Annotated in this window: 14 protein-coding genes, 21 tRNA genes and 1 rRNA gene; 4 read left to right on the top strand and 32 right to left on the bottom strand. The window is 44.1% G+C overall.

All coding sequences use genetic code 11. The features are described 5' to 3' along the window. Window positions 1-8 precede the first annotated feature (8 nt). The 9 genes from ACIQXN_RS18070 to ACIQXN_RS18030 all read right to left on the bottom strand — a co-directional run bounded on the left by ACIQXN_RS18070 (window position 9) and on the right by ACIQXN_RS18030 (window position 8,546). On the bottom strand, window positions 9-155 hold the full coding sequence (locus ACIQXN_RS18070; RefSeq protein ID WP_402969716.1) for a hypothetical protein: 147 nt from the start codon (window positions 153-155) through the stop codon (window positions 9-11). A 146-nt stretch (window positions 156-301) separates the two neighbouring features. After that, window positions 302-586, bottom strand: a complete 285-nt coding sequence (locus ACIQXN_RS18065; protein WP_402969713.1) for a hypothetical protein — start codon at window positions 584-586, stop codon at window positions 302-304. Next, entirely contained in the window at window positions 583-885 is a 303-nt protein-coding gene (locus ACIQXN_RS18060; RefSeq protein WP_402969710.1) for a DUF2089 family protein, read from the bottom strand. Before ACIQXN_RS18060 ends, ACIQXN_RS18065 begins: the two co-directional genes overlap by 4 nt. Window positions 886-1,072: 187 nt before the next feature. Beyond that, the gene (gene menC, locus ACIQXN_RS18055; RefSeq protein ID WP_402969707.1) at window positions 1,073-2,176 is read right to left on the bottom strand and encodes an o-succinylbenzoate synthase; all 1,104 of its coding nucleotides are present in this window, start codon (window positions 2,174-2,176) and stop codon (window positions 1,073-1,075) included. Next, window positions 2,173-3,654, bottom strand: coding sequence for an o-succinylbenzoate--CoA ligase (locus tag ACIQXN_RS18050; protein ID WP_402969704.1), 1,482 nt, complete (start codon window positions 3,652-3,654; stop codon window positions 2,173-2,175). The genes menC and ACIQXN_RS18050 overlap by 4 nt, the downstream gene beginning before the upstream one ends. Window positions 3,655-3,756: 102 nt before the next feature. Then, a complete protein-coding gene (gene menB / locus ACIQXN_RS18045; RefSeq protein ID WP_402969701.1) occupies window positions 3,757-4,575 on the bottom strand; it encodes a 1,4-dihydroxy-2-naphthoyl-CoA synthase in 819 nt (272 codons plus the stop codon). Then, window positions 4,572-5,396 (bottom strand): 2-succinyl-6-hydroxy-2,4-cyclohexadiene-1-carboxylate synthase, encoded by an 825-nt coding sequence (gene menH, locus ACIQXN_RS18040; RefSeq protein ID WP_402969699.1) that lies wholly within the window; start codon window positions 5,394-5,396, stop codon window positions 4,572-4,574. Before menH ends, menB begins: the two co-directional genes overlap by 4 nt. After that, complete coding sequence (menD, locus tag ACIQXN_RS18035; protein ID WP_402969696.1) at window positions 5,393-7,144, bottom strand: 2-succinyl-5-enolpyruvyl-6-hydroxy-3-cyclohexene-1-carboxylic-acid synthase; 1,752 nt, start codon at window positions 7,142-7,144, stop codon at window positions 5,393-5,395. Before menD ends, menH begins: the two co-directional genes overlap by 4 nt. Then, on the bottom strand, window positions 7,137-8,546 hold the full coding sequence (locus ACIQXN_RS18030) for an isochorismate synthase (protein ID WP_402969693.1): 1,410 nt from the start codon (window positions 8,544-8,546) through the stop codon (window positions 7,137-7,139). Before ACIQXN_RS18030 ends, menD begins: the two co-directional genes overlap by 8 nt. A 276-nt stretch (window positions 8,547-8,822) precedes the next feature. On the opposite strand from ACIQXN_RS18030, the gene ACIQXN_RS18025 reads away from it, so the two are divergent. Both ACIQXN_RS18025 and ACIQXN_RS18020 read left to right on the top strand, forming a co-directional pair. Then, window positions 8,823-9,746, top strand: coding sequence for a 1,4-dihydroxy-2-naphthoate polyprenyltransferase (locus ACIQXN_RS18025; protein WP_402969690.1), 924 nt, complete (start codon window positions 8,823-8,825; stop codon window positions 9,744-9,746). A 134-nt stretch (window positions 9,747-9,880) separates the two neighbouring features. Beyond that, window positions 9,881-10,651: a TraR/DksA C4-type zinc finger protein gene (locus ACIQXN_RS18020; RefSeq protein WP_402969687.1), complete on the top strand. Its 771-nt coding sequence runs from the start codon at window positions 9,881-9,883 to the stop codon at window positions 10,649-10,651. 167 nt (window positions 10,652-10,818) lie between these two features. Here the strand turns inward: ACIQXN_RS18020 and ACIQXN_RS18015 are convergent, their stop codons facing one another. Continuing rightward, window positions 10,819-11,184 carry a winged helix-turn-helix transcriptional regulator gene (locus ACIQXN_RS18015; protein ID WP_402969684.1) on the bottom strand — a complete coding sequence of 122 codons (366 nt, stop codon included), beginning with the start codon at window positions 11,182-11,184 and terminating at the stop codon, window positions 10,819-10,821. A 208-nt stretch (window positions 11,185-11,392) separates the two neighbouring features. Between ACIQXN_RS18015 and hxlA the strand changes: the two genes are divergently transcribed. Both hxlA and hxlB read left to right on the top strand, forming a co-directional pair. Further along, entirely contained in the window at window positions 11,393-12,025 is a 633-nt protein-coding gene (gene hxlA / locus ACIQXN_RS18010) for a 3-hexulose-6-phosphate synthase (protein WP_402969682.1), read from the top strand. 8 nt (window positions 12,026-12,033) lie between these two features. Next, on the top strand, window positions 12,034-12,591 hold the full coding sequence (gene hxlB, locus ACIQXN_RS18005) for a 6-phospho-3-hexuloisomerase (RefSeq protein ID WP_402969679.1): 558 nt from the start codon (window positions 12,034-12,036) through the stop codon (window positions 12,589-12,591). An 879-nt stretch (window positions 12,592-13,470) separates the two neighbouring features. On the opposite strand, the gene ACIQXN_RS18000 is transcribed toward hxlB, so the two are convergent. The 22 genes from ACIQXN_RS18000 to rrf all read right to left on the bottom strand — a co-directional run. Next, window positions 13,471-13,542: transfer RNA gene (locus ACIQXN_RS18000), tRNA-Glu, on the bottom strand. Between the two features lie 3 nt (window positions 13,543-13,545). Further along, window positions 13,546-13,636: transfer RNA gene (locus ACIQXN_RS17995), tRNA-Ser, on the bottom strand. Window position 13,637: 1 nt separating this feature from the next. Continuing rightward, a tRNA-Asn gene (locus tag ACIQXN_RS17990) sits at window positions 13,638-13,712 on the bottom strand. A gap of 11 nt (window positions 13,713-13,723) precedes the next feature. Continuing rightward, window positions 13,724-13,800 (bottom strand) — tRNA-Ile (locus ACIQXN_RS17985). A 4-nt stretch (window positions 13,801-13,804) separates the two neighbouring features. Next, a tRNA-Gly gene (locus tag ACIQXN_RS17980) sits at window positions 13,805-13,878 on the bottom strand. Window positions 13,879-13,882: 4 nt separating this feature from the next. Further along, a tRNA-His gene (locus tag ACIQXN_RS17975) sits at window positions 13,883-13,958 on the bottom strand. Window positions 13,959-13,976: 18 nt separating this feature from the next. Then, a tRNA-Phe gene (locus tag ACIQXN_RS17970) sits at window positions 13,977-14,052 on the bottom strand. Between the two features lie 15 nt (window positions 14,053-14,067). Then, window positions 14,068-14,143: transfer RNA gene (locus ACIQXN_RS17965), tRNA-Asp, on the bottom strand. 6 nt (window positions 14,144-14,149) lie between these two features. Next, window positions 14,150-14,223 (bottom strand) — tRNA-Met (locus ACIQXN_RS17960). Between the two features lie 105 nt (window positions 14,224-14,328). Beyond that, a tRNA-Ser gene (locus ACIQXN_RS17955) sits at window positions 14,329-14,421 on the bottom strand. Between the two features lie 20 nt (window positions 14,422-14,441). Next, window positions 14,442-14,518, bottom strand: a tRNA-Ile gene (locus tag ACIQXN_RS17950). A gap of 10 nt (window positions 14,519-14,528) precedes the next feature. After that, window positions 14,529-14,605, bottom strand: a tRNA-Met gene (locus ACIQXN_RS17945). A gap of 29 nt (window positions 14,606-14,634) precedes the next feature. Beyond that, window positions 14,635-14,710 (bottom strand) — tRNA-Ala (locus ACIQXN_RS17940). 18 nt (window positions 14,711-14,728) lie between these two features. Continuing rightward, window positions 14,729-14,805 (bottom strand) — tRNA-Pro (locus tag ACIQXN_RS17935). A 9-nt stretch (window positions 14,806-14,814) separates the two neighbouring features. Beyond that, window positions 14,815-14,891, bottom strand: a tRNA-Arg gene (locus ACIQXN_RS17930). Window positions 14,892-14,900: 9 nt separating this feature from the next. Beyond that, window positions 14,901-14,989 (bottom strand) — tRNA-Leu (locus tag ACIQXN_RS17925). A gap of 12 nt (window positions 14,990-15,001) precedes the next feature. Continuing rightward, window positions 15,002-15,076, bottom strand: a tRNA-Gly gene (locus ACIQXN_RS17920). Window positions 15,077-15,084: 8 nt separating this feature from the next. Then, a tRNA-Leu gene (locus ACIQXN_RS17915) sits at window positions 15,085-15,166 on the bottom strand. 11 nt (window positions 15,167-15,177) lie between these two features. Then, window positions 15,178-15,250, bottom strand: a tRNA-Lys gene (locus tag ACIQXN_RS17910). Between the two features lie 21 nt (window positions 15,251-15,271). Continuing rightward, a tRNA-Thr gene (locus tag ACIQXN_RS17905) sits at window positions 15,272-15,347 on the bottom strand. A 16-nt stretch (window positions 15,348-15,363) separates the two neighbouring features. Beyond that, window positions 15,364-15,439, bottom strand: a tRNA-Val gene (locus tag ACIQXN_RS17900). A gap of 9 nt (window positions 15,440-15,448) precedes the next feature. Further along, a 5S ribosomal RNA gene (gene rrf, locus ACIQXN_RS17895) occupies window positions 15,449-15,542 on the bottom strand; the annotation flags it as partial.

Below are 15,542 nucleotides of genomic sequence, written 5' to 3'. Positions count from 1 at the left end.
TTCCTATTTTATGCTTCGGTCGTTCGGTCATAGATTCCCCATTTTCTTTTCAAAAGAAATAATTCACACTCCGCTAATGCAGTGATTTCCTTAATGACCAAATCCGGCATCCCTCTTTTCAGCAAAATCTCTGCAATAAGGTATGGTTTCTTCATATACTTCCCCCCTCCCTGTTCTTACGTTGTTATCGCTTTCTCCCATTATACAAAATAATCCATAAAAGGAAAAATAGACAAAGCCCCATTTTTCATTAAAATGGGGCTTTTACAAATAAATATTTTTTTAAGACTGATCTAGTTCATCATTTTATATCCATTGTCTTCATTTTTTCTAATTCTCTTTTTCTCTTATTGGATACCGTCTTTCTTCCAATGACCCAGTAGTACAATAAAACGGCTTCGCCCACAACAATTAAAAGAACCACCTGCATCACGCCTTCGATGCTACCTGTAAACCCTCCGAATAGTAAAGCGGCTAAATATATGATGGGGAGGACACTTCCCAAGTATCGATTACTCCTTGTTGATAAAAAGTGCTGAAGTGCAAGCAGCAATATAATAATTATAGGCCTATACCATTCATTCATTTTACATCCTCCCTTTCCTTTTTATATTTATCAATGATCATTTTTGCATCCTCTAAGCTGATTCGGTCATCGATAGATAGTTTTTTAATGAAACTGATGAACTCCTCGTTTTCCGAATTCTCGCTCAGCTGAATTTTCTGGATCAACTTATCCAATCTAATCCTTACAGTCGGGTAGGAGACACCATAGAATTTGGCGATTTCTTTTAAACTGCCTGAATTCATGACAAAATTTTTGATAAACTGAAAATCTTCCGCTTCTAAAGATGTAATCCAGCTTGGTAAATCTTTAGCATCCATTTTCAAAACCCCTTGTTTTTTACAATTATTTATAAATACTTTAACATTTACTTTAACTTTATTCAATAAATACTAAATATTATTTATGTTGCAAGAAATGTTCAATAATTGGCAACAAAAAAAGCTGCCCCATGACAGCTTCACCACTCGTTCTATATTTTTCCCAAATTAGATCATGGTTTTACATTCACTTATACACGTTCCTATAGCTTGTCAGCTCATCCAACCGCTTCTTGTTTATTTTAAAACCGATTCCCGTTTTATACGGAACCTGGATGACACCATTTTTCACGATGACTTCCGGTTCGATGATGTCACTCTCCCAATAGCGGGACGAAGAGGAGATATCCCCTGGAATCGTGAATCCTTGTAATGTGGCCAGCGCCAGGTTATGGGCCCGTGATATGCCGAACTCGATCATGCCACCACACCAGAGAGGAACACCGTGTTCCACGCATAGGTCATGGATTTTGACCGCTTGGGACCAGCCGCCGACTTTGGCCATTTTAATGGTGATCACTCCGCAGCTCTTTAGCATCAGCGCACTTTTCGCATCATGATACGAATTGATACTTTCATCGAGGCAAATCGGGGTCTTCAGTTCCTTTTGTAGCAAGGAATGCTCCAAGATGTCATCGTGCCCAAGCGGCTGCTCGATCATCATGAGGTTAAAGGCATCCAGCTTTTGCAGGTGCGGGACATCTTGTAGGGAATATGCCGAATTGGCATCCACCATCAAGGGGATATCGGGATAGGCATTTCGTATTTGTGTAAGGAATTCGAGATCATTCGTTGGATTGATCTTGATTTTATATCGCCGGTAACCGACTTCCAAGCTTTCTTCTATTTGACGTAGTGCATCCTCTATACGGTCAGAGGCAATGACGACCCCCGCATCTACCTCGGTCCTTTCCCCACCGAAAAGCTTTCCTAAATAGATACCCTCTTGCTTTGCGTACAAATCCCAGATTGCCTGTTCCAGAGCCGATTTTGCCATAGCATTCCTTCTGATTCCGCTCCAGAGGCCAGCCAGTTCATTCGGATGCTTCAAATCGAAGGCCAAAGTCTTAGGAATCAGGAAGTCCTCCAACACATGAAAACAAGTTTTAACCGTTTCCTCTGTATACCAGGGACTCGAAAACGGCACCGCTTCCCCGTATCCGGTCATCCCGTCCTGATTCTTTGCTTCAACAATGATGACTTCCCGTTCAGTCACCGTTTCCAGATGAGTCTTGAATGGGCGCTTTAAAGGGGCCTTCATAAGCCTTAAAGCGATGGACGACAACTTCATACCTGTCCCTCCCATCGCTTCTTCAGTTCCCTACGCAAGAGCTTGCTTGCACCATTGCGTGGTAGCTCCTCAAGGAAAATCACGTTTCGGGGAATTTTATAAGCAGCCAGCCCTTCTCGGCAATACTCCAAAAGCTCGGCCTCGCTAACTTCCATGCCTTTATGCCTGACAACGAAAGCAAGCGGCACCTGCCCCCATGTTTCATCTTCCAAACTCGTGACCCCCGCCTCGAAAACGGCCGGGTGCGTACTAAGGACATTTTCAATCTCGGCTGGATAGACATTTTCTCCTCCGGATATGATTAAGTCCGATCGCCGGTCGAGTACATATAAAAAACCTTCTTCATCAAGATAACCAAGGTCTCCCGTATACAGCCATCCGTCTGAAATCGCCTGCTCCGTCGCATCCAATCGATTGAGATAGCCTTTAGTTACATTAGGTCCAGATACCACGATTTCACCCGCTACACCTGGTCCACAAATCTTACCGTCTGTTTCTATCCTTAGTTGCGCAGGAAACAAGGGCTTTCCCGCAGATCCAATCTTTGTCATCGCACTTTCCGGGGCAAGTGTCGCAATTTGCGAAGCGGTTTCCGTCATGCCATAAGATTGATAAACAGGTATTCCTTTTTCCTTACACGCTTCAAGCATATGGACAGGTGCCGGGCCTCCGCCAAGCAGCACACAACGAAACGTCTCCGGGTAACGCGCATCACCGAGGTCATGCAGCATTCGGTTCAACATCGCCGTTACAACCGAAATCATTGTCACTCCGTTGTTCTGGATGCTTTGGTTCGCCTCCCGTTGATCAAATTTCTCCACCAATACGACCTTCATTCCATATATCACGCTTTTCATCAAAATCGACAAACCGCTTATATGAAAAATGGGAACCGCACAATACCAACTGTCCTCTTCCCTCAACCCGAGGTTCAATGCGGAACCGACCGCATTCCACCAATGATTGCCGAACGATTGGATGACGCCTTTTGGATGGCCCGTCGTACCCGATGTATACATGATCGTCGCGGTATCTTCAAGATAGAATACATCGCGAATCTCCGCGGTCCCTTCCTTAGGCAATTCTTCTTTCAACAGTACCGGAACACTTGGAAGCAAATCCTGAATCCCAGAAAGCTTCTCGGAAAACCATTCTTCCGATATCAATCTCGTTGACTCACTGTCTTTGATTTGCCATGATAATTCCCTTACCGTGAGCTTATTGTTAAGCATGACGATTTTCACACCGAGATAAAAGAGTGCATGAATCACGACGACACTATCGATATGGTTCCGAAGTAAGACCGCGCATGAATCACCAACCTTTACACCACTACCTGCCAATTTACCGGCCATACTTTCCGTCAATCTATGTAATTCGAGAAACGTATACGTGCTCCCTTCAAACTCAATCGCCGGACGGTCAGGTGATAAGTGAGCACGGTTTTTCAGCCAATTCGGCAATTTCTCTTCAGTCATCCAAGAGCCCTCTCCTTTTTCTTTTAGATACAGAAAACAGCTCGACGAATAGTTTCGCCAAGCTGTCCCCTAATCAAACCACTCATTCTCTTACTTTTTTCATTAAGGGAAACGAGGGAATTGTCCGAAGTCTGGATCACGTTTTTCTTTGAACGCGTCGCGGCCTTCTTTTGCTTCATCTGTTGTGTAATATAAAAGAGTTGCGTCCCCAGCAAGTTGTTGAAGACCAGCAAGTCCATCTGTATCGGCGTTCATCGCTGCTTTTAAGAAACGAAGCGCTGTTGGGCTCTTCTCAAGCATTTCTTCACACCATTTAACTGTCTCTGCTTCTAATTGATCTAGAGGCACAACCGTGTTGACTAAGCCCATATCCAATGCCTCTTGTGCATTGTATTGACGACATAGGTACCAAATTTCGCGCGCCTTCTTATGTCCAACGATACGAGCTAAGTAACCTGAACCGTAACCGGCATCGAAGCTACCCACGTTAGGACCAGTTTGACCGAAGATTGCATTGTCAGCAGCGATTGTTAAGTCACAAACGACATTCAATACATTACCGCCACCAATCGCATAACCTGCAACCATCGCTACGACCGGCTTTGGAATCACACGGATTAAACGTTGTAAATCAAGTACATTCAGGCGTGGGATATTATCTTCCCCAACATACCCGCCATTGCCGCGTACTTTTTGGTCTCCACCTGAACAGAAGGCTTTGCCGCCTACACCTGTCAAAATGATGACACCGATGCTGGCATCATCACGTGCTCTTGCGAATGCGTCAATCATCTCTGCAGTCGTTTTAGGTGTGAATGCATTATGTACATGCGGACGGTTTATCGATACTTTCGCGATGCCGTTATACTTCTCGTATAAAATTTCGTCATATTCACGAATAGTTTCCCATTGAATTGTCATTGTAATTCCTCCTTATTTCGCTTTAAAAACTCACTTATTATTTTACCAAACTTTTGTCCATCTTCCACATGAATCGCATGCCCGACGCCATTAATTTTTTTCCATTCGACATTTTTCAATCGATTTTGCATCATTTTAGCAATATGACAGAACTTTGGATCAAGTTCACCCGTCACAAGCAACACTGGAAAATCCAAGTCTTCAAGCTTCTCCCAATAAGAAGGTTGGCTTCCAGTCCCCATGCCTAGCAGGCTATTCGACAGCCCGGTCGGTACATTCCCAAGTCGTTGTTGCCGAATCGAGGTTTGTACATCTGTTGGCAGCACTTTCTGCGTTTCAAACAACGGGATGTTTTCCCACTTTTCGACAAACGCTTCCATCCCGTTTTCAAGAATCTGCTGGGCAAGCTTCGCATCATTGCTTCTGCGACTCTCTTGTTCCTTCTCTGTCTCAAGACCGGGAGAGGCACTTTCCAGCATCAATGTATGAACAGATTCCGGATACAAACAAGAGAAGGCCAAGGCAAGCCTGCCTCCCATCGAGTACCCAAGGATATGGGCTTTAGGTAGTTTCAGCTCATCTAAAATATGCTTCAAATCCTTTGCTACCTGCTCCATCCCATACCGCTCGAAATTGTCAGGCGCCACCGTTTCCCCATGGCCGATGATATCAACCAGGATGAGCGAATAGCGATTCTGCAACACTGGAACAAGAAAATCCCATGTATCCCGATTTCCGGTAAACCCATGCAGGCACATGAGAGGTTCGCCATTTCCCGTTATTTCAACAGCATATGTGACATCTCCACTGACTATTTTCATGAAATTTCCCTGTTTAGCACCTTTTTTATTTCCTGGGAAACAAAACTCCACAAATTTCGATGTGTTTGCAGATTGGATTCCCGTTCTGTCGGTACTTCGATGATTTTCAAGCCAGGTACTTCAAATGACTCTGTGAATACTTGCTTTAATTCTTCCCAAGTCTGAACCTTGTTATATTTCCCACCATAAAGTGAAGCAGCATGGGAGAAATCAAGTCCGTGCGGTGTCCCGAATAATGTTTCGAAGTGTTCCTTCTCATTCGCCTGCGGAAGGAAGGAGAATATCCCACCGCCATCATTATTGATCAATAACACCGTGAAATTCTGCTTTTGCAGTTTAGCCGCTAGCAAGCCGTTCATATCATGGAAAAAGCTTAAGTCGCCTATAGCCAATACCGTATTTTCAGAAACCGTACTGACTCCAAGTGCCGTGGAAACCACACCATCGATCCCGTTCGCTCCCCGGTTGGCCATCGTCTTGATTTTTTTATCATTATTCAAAAAGAACGTATCAAGATCTCGGATTGGCATGCTGTTGCCGACGAATAGTGTCGAACCTGCCGGCATCAAATCCTGTAGTAGAGAAAATAGCTTTCCTTCGCTTAACTCCACTTCATCGCGGATGGAAGATAAAGCATGCTTCGTTGCTTCATTAATGGATTGCCATAACCCAAGCCAGTTTCTCTCTGTAGCTCTCGTTAAGTTTTCACCGATGCGATGACAAAAATCCGTTTCATCGCAATAAATCATGCTAGTAGCCAAGCCAGCCGGTTCACGCCAGCCTGCGCCACCATCGATGACCAATGTCATTGCCTGTTTCTGCTTTTTCAAGAATAACAGCAATGGCTTCGAGACAGGCATCGCACCAAATCGAAGCACGACATCCGGATAGAATGCCTCCTTCGCTACTTCATCGCGTAAAAATGTATCATAAGTCTCAATGATTCCATCTTTTTCATGCGTACCGCTCCTTAATTGGGAAAGGGGGTCTGCCAGTATCGGGAATGCGAGCTTGTCCGCTAAAGCGATGATTGCTTCCTTCATCTCTGGATTCCTTAATTCCCCGCACACGATAATGCCTTGTTTTGCTTGGGATAAGGTAGAGGTCAATGCTTCTATTTGTGACGGTGTTAGTGAACGAATGCCACTATCGATCATCACAGCCGGTGTCAGTTTAATGTGCCTATATTCTTCGGCTTGTTTTAGATTGGGAATCAGTGGCTCACGTAACGGGAAGTTCAAGTGGACAGGCCCGGAAGGTTCCATCGACGCCGTTGCTACCGCTCTCGCCCCAATGGTCCTGGCATACCGAATCATTTCATCACTATTCTCCGGAAGGGCCATTTCGACAAACCACTTCACTTGCTTTCCATATAAGTTGATTTGATCGATTGCCTGTGGAGCCCCTACATCGCGCAGCTCATGTGGCCGATCGGCCGTCATCACTACAAGGGGCACCCTTGAATAGAAAGCCTCGATGATGGCAGGATGATAGTTCGCCGCAGCCGTTCCGGACGTACAAAGAAGTCCGACAGGTTCTTTTAATGCCTTAGCCAATCCAAGAGCAAAAAAAGCGGCCGAACGCTCATCAACATTAATATGTGTCTTGATATCAGGATGTTCCACCAGCAACAAAGCGAGAGGGGTAGAACGTGAACCCGGGCTCACAACTACATGCTTCATTTGATTTTGTGCCAGCTCATCGACAAACGAAGCAGCATAAGCTGTCAATGCATCTCGGTCATTCATTCATTTTTCCTCCTAAAGCGCTTAACATCGGATTGAATTTAATCCCCGTTTCCTGGAATTCACTTTCCGGTGTTGAATCTTCTACGACACCGCATCCTGCAAATAGCGATGCCTCATTGTCCTGTAACAGTGCGGAACGGATTCCGACTGCAAACTCCCCGTTACCATACGTATCCACCCAACCAAGTGGTCCCGCATAAAAGCCTCGTTCCAATCCTTCTATTTCCCGGATGCGACTGACAGCCTTCTCTTTTGGAAGTCCGCCCATTGCCGGTGTGGGATGAAGGTTCTCGACACATTCAAAGATCGTCGTACCCTCTTTACAGATTCCTTTTACCGGTGTGAATAAATGCTGGATATGACGGTTTTTCATCAATTCCGGACCAGGTGGAATCATGACCTTTTCACAAACCACTTCAAAAGCATTGGAAATCATCGAAACGACGTATTGATGCTCTTGTAAATTCTTTTGGTCCGAAAGAAGTTCATTCCCTAGAAGCGTATCCTCTTCCTCGCTTTTCCCTCGTCCCATCGAACCCGCAAGGCATGTTGAAAAGATTTCATTTCCCTGCTTTTTGATTAATCGTTCTGGGGTCGCACCGATAAAGCAGTCGCCACCTGCCTCCAAACTAAAAATATAACTCAAAGGCTGTTCTGCAATCAATTGCTCCAATACCCTTGTTGAATCGATGGAACGTTCGAACACAAGACGAAGTTCTCTTGCAAGGACAATCTTATCAAGATCCGTCGTCTTAATTTCTTCCACGGCCTGCGCAACAGTCTGCTTCCATGCCTCTGGCTCGACTTCCTTCTGCTCAACAAAGGCATTGGCATGTAAATCGCCATCATTCATTTTTTCGATAAGGAATGCTTCCCTTTCGTTTATCATATCTATGAAGAGTTTTTCTGAATCATCCGGCGAACAAAGTAGGTTTGTCGTTAAGTAAGCCTCCCCTTCCACTATCGATAGCATGAAGGTAGGTATATAGAACAGATTGTCCCCAAATTGATTCCACAAGAACGTACTGTTGGTTTCATAATCAAAAGAAAAGCCCCCAAATAGTAAAGGGCCGGTCGCATCCACATCGGTCACTCCTGTTTTAACAGCAGTATTCTGCAGCTTGATCCAGCTCATTTCAACTTCTCTATAACGGTCGGCATTTGGTGCCGCCTGGATTTTCTTAACGTTTCCTAAACCAGTGATGGTTAGATCTTTTGCGGGATCCTGCCAGAAGAAGCGTTCACCCTTATACCGTTCTCTTCCAGCTTGATAAAATGAAAGGGGGTTAGTGAATTCTAATTTCTTTATATGACTGAATAGAACTTGTTCATTCAAGTTCTTCGCCTTTTGTATGGCAATAGCCAGTCCCTGAAACCGTTCAGTTTCTTTCGAGATAGCCATGAAAATCCCCCCAAATCGTACATTTTAAAAGCTTTTTAACCTATTTAAAGATACACCTCCATTCAACCTCATGTCAATAAAACGACCCCTTAATCAAGCAATCCATACCCTCTTTTTTCCTTATTATTTGATTCTTAGATAATGATGTAGTTTCTCCTTCAATTTGGCAGGCCAGGTTCATCAATTTTCCAACACTTTATAGGATAACCTTTTGTGAACAAATTCAATCTTTGTTATAATTTTAAGGTACTGATCATGATTTTGAGGAGAGAAATAATGCAAACAGAATACGACGAGCTTCCCCATAAGAGAACCTGGAAAATCTGGTGGGAGTTAATTCGTCCACATACACTTACCGCAGCTTTTGTACCGGTCCTTCTCGGAACCGTAATTGCTTTAATAGAGGATGAAGTAAATTGGCTTTTATTTGCGGCCATGATGATTGCAAGCATCCTTATTCAAGCTGCAACGAACTTATTTAATGAATACTATGATTTCAAAAGAGGTCTTGACACAGAAGAATCGGTCGGCATCGGTGGCGGAATTGTCCGTCATGGCATGACCCCGAAACTTATCATGACCTTGGCCCTTGGCATGTATGGGATTTCATTATTACTGGGAATCTATATTTGCGCCGCATCATCTTGGTGGATTGCAGTGGTTGGCCTTGTTTGTATGCTGGTCGGCTACCTTTATACAGGAGGCCCGCTTCCGATATCCTATACACCATTTGGGGAACTTTTTTCCGGTCTATTCATGGGCTTCTTGATCATCTTGATTGCCTATTATATTCAAACCGGTACTGTTTCTTCCATGGCCGTCTTGATTGCCGTACCAAGCGGTGTTCTAGTGGGGTTGATCAATTTATCGAATAACCTGCGGGACCATGACGGCGATAAGGCCCACGGTCGCAAAACGATGCCGGTCGTAATGGGAAGACAAAATGCTCTGACCTTCATGTCCATCATGTTTGCTTTCTGTTATGTGTGGATTGTTGGCCTTATCCTATTAGGCGACGTAACACCATGGATTCTTCTTGCTTTCCTGAGCATTCCAAAGGCCCTGACTGCCATCAAAGGCTTTGTAGGCAAGACGGAAGCCATTACGATGGTGCCAGCAATGAAAGCAACCGCACAGACGAATACCTTCTTCGGACTGCTAATGTTCATCGGCTTGCTCATCCATTACTTCATTCAATAAAGCAACGCCACTTCACCCCATGCCCATGCATGGGGTTATTTACTTGTTTCCCCTTCCATTAATTCGGGTACTTACTATTAACAGAATAAAATCGACTGTATCAGATAATGTATTTATAAAAGGAGTGGAAATCAATGGCTATTGAAAAACAAATCATGACATTAAAAGAAGAATTGTTAAGGGAAAAAGAGCAACTTCAACAAAGAATCAAGAATGACGAAACCCTCACGAAACAGGCACAAACCGATTTTTCCGGTGAAATTTCTTCCTATGATAATCATCCTGCCGATTTAGGCACCGAGCTTTTCGACAAGGAAAGATATCAAGCAATCAGTGAACATGGTGAAGAGGAAATCGCAAAAATCGACGGTGCATTGGAAGCTATACAGGAAGGGACTTACGGCACCTGTAAAGAATGCGGTAAGGATATCCCTTATGAACGTCTAGAAGTAGTTCCTTCCACCTTATATTGTATCGAGCATACACCGGAACAAAAGGTTCATCCCGATGCCATCGACGAATACAGACCAGTCGAAGAAGAAATCCTGATTCCTTCTAAGGGAGATAATTTTGAAAATAGGCGCAAAGTAGATAAAGATGACGAAAATTCCGTCAAAGAAGATAGTTTCGGTGAAGTTGCCCAGTACGGAACTTCAGACACTCCAGCGGACTACCAGCATAACCGCACGAGCTATAATGAACTTTATGATACCGAAGACGAAACAGAGACGTTCCCTGAAGACTATGAAGGATATGCATCCAATGATATAAAAGGGAAAAATCGTCAAGTGGTCTCTAATGAAAACAAAGAAGAATACGAAGACATGCTGGATAAGAAAAACATCGATTCAAAAATAGGCGATATCCCATACAAAAAGAAAGATAGCTATATAGACGAAAAATAAAGAAAAGTCCCAGGCCTGTACAGAAATCCGTACAGGTCAGCACTTTTCTTTTTTTATGATAATGTGCATTTCTATTGGAGTACACTCTCTCCATATAAGACTTTAAAAGTTAAGGCAACGCGTTAGTGCTTTTTTCTACCTAAAGAATAAGGAGAAACATCGGTTCTCTACTTGATGCCCTTTTCTCTATCTTCTTCGCCTCCAACGACATTCTCCATATAATTTTTACCCCAATTATACATCGAGTCAAGAATTGGCATTAGGCTTTCTCCTTGTTCTGTCAGAGAGTATTCCACTTTGGGAGGAACGATTGGATAGACTTCGCGATGAACAATTAGGTCCTCTTCCAGCTCTCGAAGCTGGTTAACGAGCATTCTTTGCGTGATGCCCGGCATTAGTGCCTTCAGTTCACCAAACCGCTTGGTTCCCTGTTTCCCCAAGTGCCATAAAATGAGCATCTTCCATTTCCCACCAATAACCGAGAGAGTTAATTCCTTCTCACAATTGAAGGTTTTATTCTGTAACCTTGTCAACCACATCACCTCCAAATATACATCCTATTTCCATAGTATACTTTTTAACACTATGTATAATTAAAGTGCGTACTGTCAAAAACATTATACTTACTATATGATTAATTGTACAGTCAATTATGATTTTCATGCCTGTGCATTGAACGAAGGCAAGAAGTACATACTTACTGTGCACCATACTATAACTACTATTAGGAGTGAATGATAAATGGAATTACAATTGGCACTGGATTTAGTAAACATTCAAGAAGGTATTGAATTGGTTAAACAAGTCGAGGAATATATTGATATCGTTGAAATCGGTACACCTGTGGTAATTAATGAAGGACTTCGCGCTGTTAAGGAAATGAAAGAAGCTTTCCCATCTCTAACAGTATTAGCTGACCTAAAAATCATGGATGCAGCCGGTTATGAAGTGATGAAGGCATCTGAAGCTGGCGCTGATATCATCACGATTCTTGGTGCAGCTGAAGATATGTCCATCAAAGGGGCTGTGGAAGAAGCTAAAAAACAAGGCAAAAAAATCCTAGTTGATATGATCGCTGTGAAAGATCTAGAAACTCGTGCCAAAGAATTGGATGCACTTGGCGTCGACTACATCTGTGTGCACACTGGCTATGATCTTCAAGCAGTTGGAAAGAATTCTTTTGAAGACCTTCAAACCATTAAACGTGTTGTGAAAAATGCCAAGACTGCTGTAGCAGGTGGCATAAAATTAGACACACTTCCGGAAGTCATTAAAGCGCAACCTGACCTTGTCATTGTTGGTGGTGGTATCACTGGACAAGCCGATATTAAAGGGACAGCAGCCCAAATTCAAAAATTAGTTAAACAAGGCTAATATCTATCATGCAGACTTCTCAATATTTAGCTAAAATTATACAAGAGCTAAGTCAGTCAGTAGACTTAATAGCTGACGAAGAAGCTGAAAAACTGGTTAATGCGATTCTTGAATCAAAGAAAGTTTTCGTGGCGGGTGCAGGAAGATCCGGGCTTATGGGTAAATCCTTTGCCATGCGCATGATGCACATGGGGATAGATGCGTATGTAATAGGTGAAACGGTCACCCCTACCTTTGAAAAAGACGACATTTTAATCCTTGGGACCGGTTCAGGAGAAACGAAAAGTTTGGTTTCCATGGCTGAGAAAGCAAAAAGCATCGGTGGAACTATTGCGACTCCAACCATTTCCCTTGAGTCCACCATTGGAAAAATGGCGGATATCACAATAAAAATGCCTGGTGCACCTAAAGATCAATCAGAAGGCGATTATCAAACGATCCAACCAATGGGCTCTCTTTTTGAGCAAACTCTCTTACTTTTTTACGATGCTGTCATTTTGAGGTTAATGGATAAAAAGGGAATGGATACTAATAAAATGTATGGCCAACATGCAAATCTCGAATAAAGAAATAATAACTAAAAAGGACCGCAAGAAATTCTTTAGAATTTCTGCGGTCCTTTTTTTAGGAGTTTTATTCATGCAAGGTCTGTCCCAACTAATCGCCTATGAAGGGATATTATCAAATAACACAGTTACTTTGCTGCTGGGACCGGATTATTTTCTTTTAATGGTAACTATATAAAACGTCTTAACGTTATTACATATAATTTTTTTTATCGGTTTAAACAGTCTAAACCACTTCTAGTTTATTCATATCAACTATCCTGACTAATTAGCCCTAGTAGGACATTTAACCTTAAGCCACCAAAAGTCTCCATTCGTCTTAAGGTCAAGTTTATAGGTGAAATCAAACTCGCATCCCTTCTCCTACTCTTCCATAAGTGCTTGAACGCCATCTGGCGGCTCTTCATCGCAAATAGATCTATCGGCTCCAACAGATACAGCAGTAGATAGGGTTTCTACAGTATGGCCCACTTCTGACTTTCTGGTTAGTCCACTGAGACAGTATAGTAGGGGGTATCCCCTCTATTTTTAATACCGTCAAATGTTTGTTGGCCTACTGTTTAGATTTCACTGTAAACAGATTCGATTAGAACGATCTATCAGTTTCTCTTATCTATTTCACTATTTTTTAGAGTAAGTAATTACTCATCACTATCACATTTAGTTTGGTTTACGAGATCAAGTAAGCCGTGTGACTGTTTGTTTAGTGAGGATGCCATAGACATTCTAAAATTAAGCTTTTGATCAGAATGAATGCTAGGATTAAGGAAAGAAACTGGATTGCGCTAGCTACTTCCCATGAATAATAAAAAAACAGGTGAGAAAAACGAATCGTTTTTCTCACCTGTTTTTTTAGGACTAATTAGATAGCCTTTATTATGACCCGTACGGGAATCGAACCCGTGTTACCGCCGTGAAAGGGCGGTGTCTTAACCGCTTGACCAACGGGCCGTATGGCGGAGAAGGAGGGATTTGAACCCTCGCGCCGCTCGCGCGACCTACACCCTTAGCAGGGGCGCCTCTTCAGCCTCTTGAGTACTTCCCCATGGCTCCGCAGGTAGGACTCGAACCTACGACCGTTCGGTTAACAGCCGAATGCTCTACCACTGAGCTACTGCGGAACAATAAAATATGGTGGGCCTAAATGGACTCGAACCATCGACCTCACGCTTATCAGGCGTGCGCTCTAACCAGCTGAGCTATAGGCCCATATTGGAGCGGGTGAAGGGAATCGAACCCTCATCATCAGCTTGGAAGGCTGAGGTTTTACCACTAAACTACACCCGCGAAATGGGGCGACTGATGGGAATCGAACCCACGAATGCCTGAACCACAATCAGGTGCGTTAACCACTTCGCCACAATCGCCGTAATTTAAAATAAAAATGGTGGCTCAGGACGGAATCGAACCGCCGACACAAGGATTTTCAGTCCTTTGCTCTACCGACTGAGCTACTGAGCCGAACAAAATAAAAAATGGCGGTCCCGACGGGAATCGAACCCGCGATCTCCTGCGTGACAGGCAGGCATGTTAACCGCTACACCACGGGACCTAATAATTGCGGGGACAGGATTTGAACCTGCGACCTTCGGGTTATGAGCCCGACGAGCTACCGGACTGCTCCACCCCGCGACGGTAATAATGAAACTATTTTGCCTCAAGTTTTCATGAATACTGTTTTTTTACTTCCTAGTATGTAAGGTTGTTTTAAAACAACTTGCTGCTTTTTTTAAAAAATGGAGGAGGTAGAGGGATTCGAACCCCCGCGGGATTTGACTCCCCTGTCGGTTTTCAAGACCGATCCCTTCAGCCGAACTTGGGTATACCTCCATGGCTAAGAAAAATTCATATGGTGGACCTTGTAGGACTCGAACCTACGACCGGACGGTTATGAGCCGTCTGCTCTAACCAGCTGAGCTAAAGGTCCTTATATTTATTGGTAGCGGCGGAGGGGATCGAACCCCCGACCTCACGGGTATGAACCGTACGCTCTAGCCAGCTGAGCTACACCGCCAAAATAATATAAGTTTTATAGTTGAAAAATGGTGGAGCCTAGCGGGATCGAACCGCTGACCTCCTGCGTGCAAGGCAGGCGCTCTCCCAGCTGAGCTAAGGCCCCATTCACATTAAAATCACATGGTCGGGAAGACAGGATTCGAACCTGCGACCCCTTGGTCCCAAACCAAGTGCTCTACCAAGCTGAGCTACTTCCCGCAAAAAATATGGTGCGCCCGGCGGGAGTCGAACCTACAACCTTCTGATTCGTAGTCAGATGCTCTATCCAATTGAGCTACGGGCGCATATTAAGATGGTGCCGAGGACCGGAATCGAACCGGTACGGTAGTCACCTACCGCAGGATTTTAAGTCCTGTGCGTCTGCCAGTTCCGCCACCCCGGCACATACGAAAAGTGGAGCGGAAGACGGGATTCGAACCCGCGACCCCAACCTTGGCAAGGTTGTATTCTACCACTGAACTACTTCCGCATGAAAGATGCGGGTGAAGGGACTTGAACCCCCACGCCTTGCGGCGCCAGATCCTAAGTCTGGTGCGTCTGCCAATTCCGCCACACCCGCATGAAAAATGATGAGCCATGAAGGATTCGAACCTTCGACCCTCTGATTAAAAGTCAGATGCTCTACCAACTGAGCTAATGGCTCATGCTTGTCTTACTATAAAAGTGGTGCCGGCAAGAGGACTTGAACCCCCAACCTACTGATTACAAGTCAGTTGCTCTACCAGTTGAGCTACACCGGCAGTTGTAAAATAATAATGGTGGAGGATGACGGGATCGAACCGCCGACCCTCTGCTTGTAAGGCAGATGCTCTCCCAGCTGAGCTAATCCTCCATATTATATGCTTGGCGGCGTCCTACTCTCACAGGGGGAAACCCCCAACTACCATCGGCGCTGAAGAGCTTAACTGCCGTGTTCGGAATGGGAACGGGTGTGA

The sequence above is a fragment of the Peribacillus sp. NPDC097295 genome (assembly GCF_044761665.1).
Taxonomy (GTDB): Bacteria; Bacillota; Bacilli; order Bacillales; family DSM-1321; genus Peribacillus.
This window is presented reverse-complemented; position numbering and strand designations above follow the sequence as displayed.

Excerpts from the sequence above, each read along its gene's own strand:
- ACIQXN_RS18070 (WP_402969716.1), bottom strand. The coding sequence starts at position 155 with ATGAAGAAACCATACCTTATTGCAGAGATTTTGCTGAAAAGAGGGATG.
- ACIQXN_RS18065 (WP_402969713.1), bottom strand. The coding sequence starts at position 586 with ATGAATGAATGGTATAGGCCTATAATTATTATATTGCTGCTTGCACTT.
- ACIQXN_RS18060 (WP_402969710.1), bottom strand. The coding sequence starts at position 885 with ATGGATGCTAAAGATTTACCAAGCTGGATTACATCTTTAGAAGCGGAA.
- menC (WP_402969707.1), bottom strand. The coding sequence starts at position 2,176 with ATGAAGTTGTCGTCCATCGCTTTAAGGCTTATGAAGGCCCCTTTAAAG.
- ACIQXN_RS18050 (WP_402969704.1), bottom strand. The coding sequence starts at position 3,654 with ATGACTGAAGAGAAATTGCCGAATTGGCTGAAAAACCGTGCTCACTTA.
- menB (WP_402969701.1), bottom strand. The coding sequence starts at position 4,575 with ATGACAATTCAATGGGAAACTATTCGTGAATATGACGAAATTTTATAC.
- menH (WP_402969699.1), bottom strand. The coding sequence starts at position 5,396 with ATGAAAATAGTCAGTGGAGATGTCACATATGCTGTTGAAATAACGGGA.
- menD (WP_402969696.1), bottom strand. The coding sequence starts at position 7,144 with ATGAATGACCGAGATGCATTGACAGCTTATGCTGCTTCGTTTGTCGAT.
- ACIQXN_RS18030 (WP_402969693.1), bottom strand. The coding sequence starts at position 8,546 with ATGGCTATCTCGAAAGAAACTGAACGGTTTCAGGGACTGGCTATTGCC.
- ACIQXN_RS18025 (WP_402969690.1), top strand. The coding sequence starts at position 8,823 with ATGCAAACAGAATACGACGAGCTTCCCCATAAGAGAACCTGGAAAATC.
- ACIQXN_RS18020 (WP_402969687.1), top strand. The coding sequence starts at position 9,881 with ATGGCTATTGAAAAACAAATCATGACATTAAAAGAAGAATTGTTAAGG.
- hxlA (WP_402969682.1), top strand. The coding sequence starts at position 11,393 with ATGGAATTACAATTGGCACTGGATTTAGTAAACATTCAAGAAGGTATT.
- hxlB (WP_402969679.1), top strand. The coding sequence starts at position 12,034 with ATGCAGACTTCTCAATATTTAGCTAAAATTATACAAGAGCTAAGTCAG.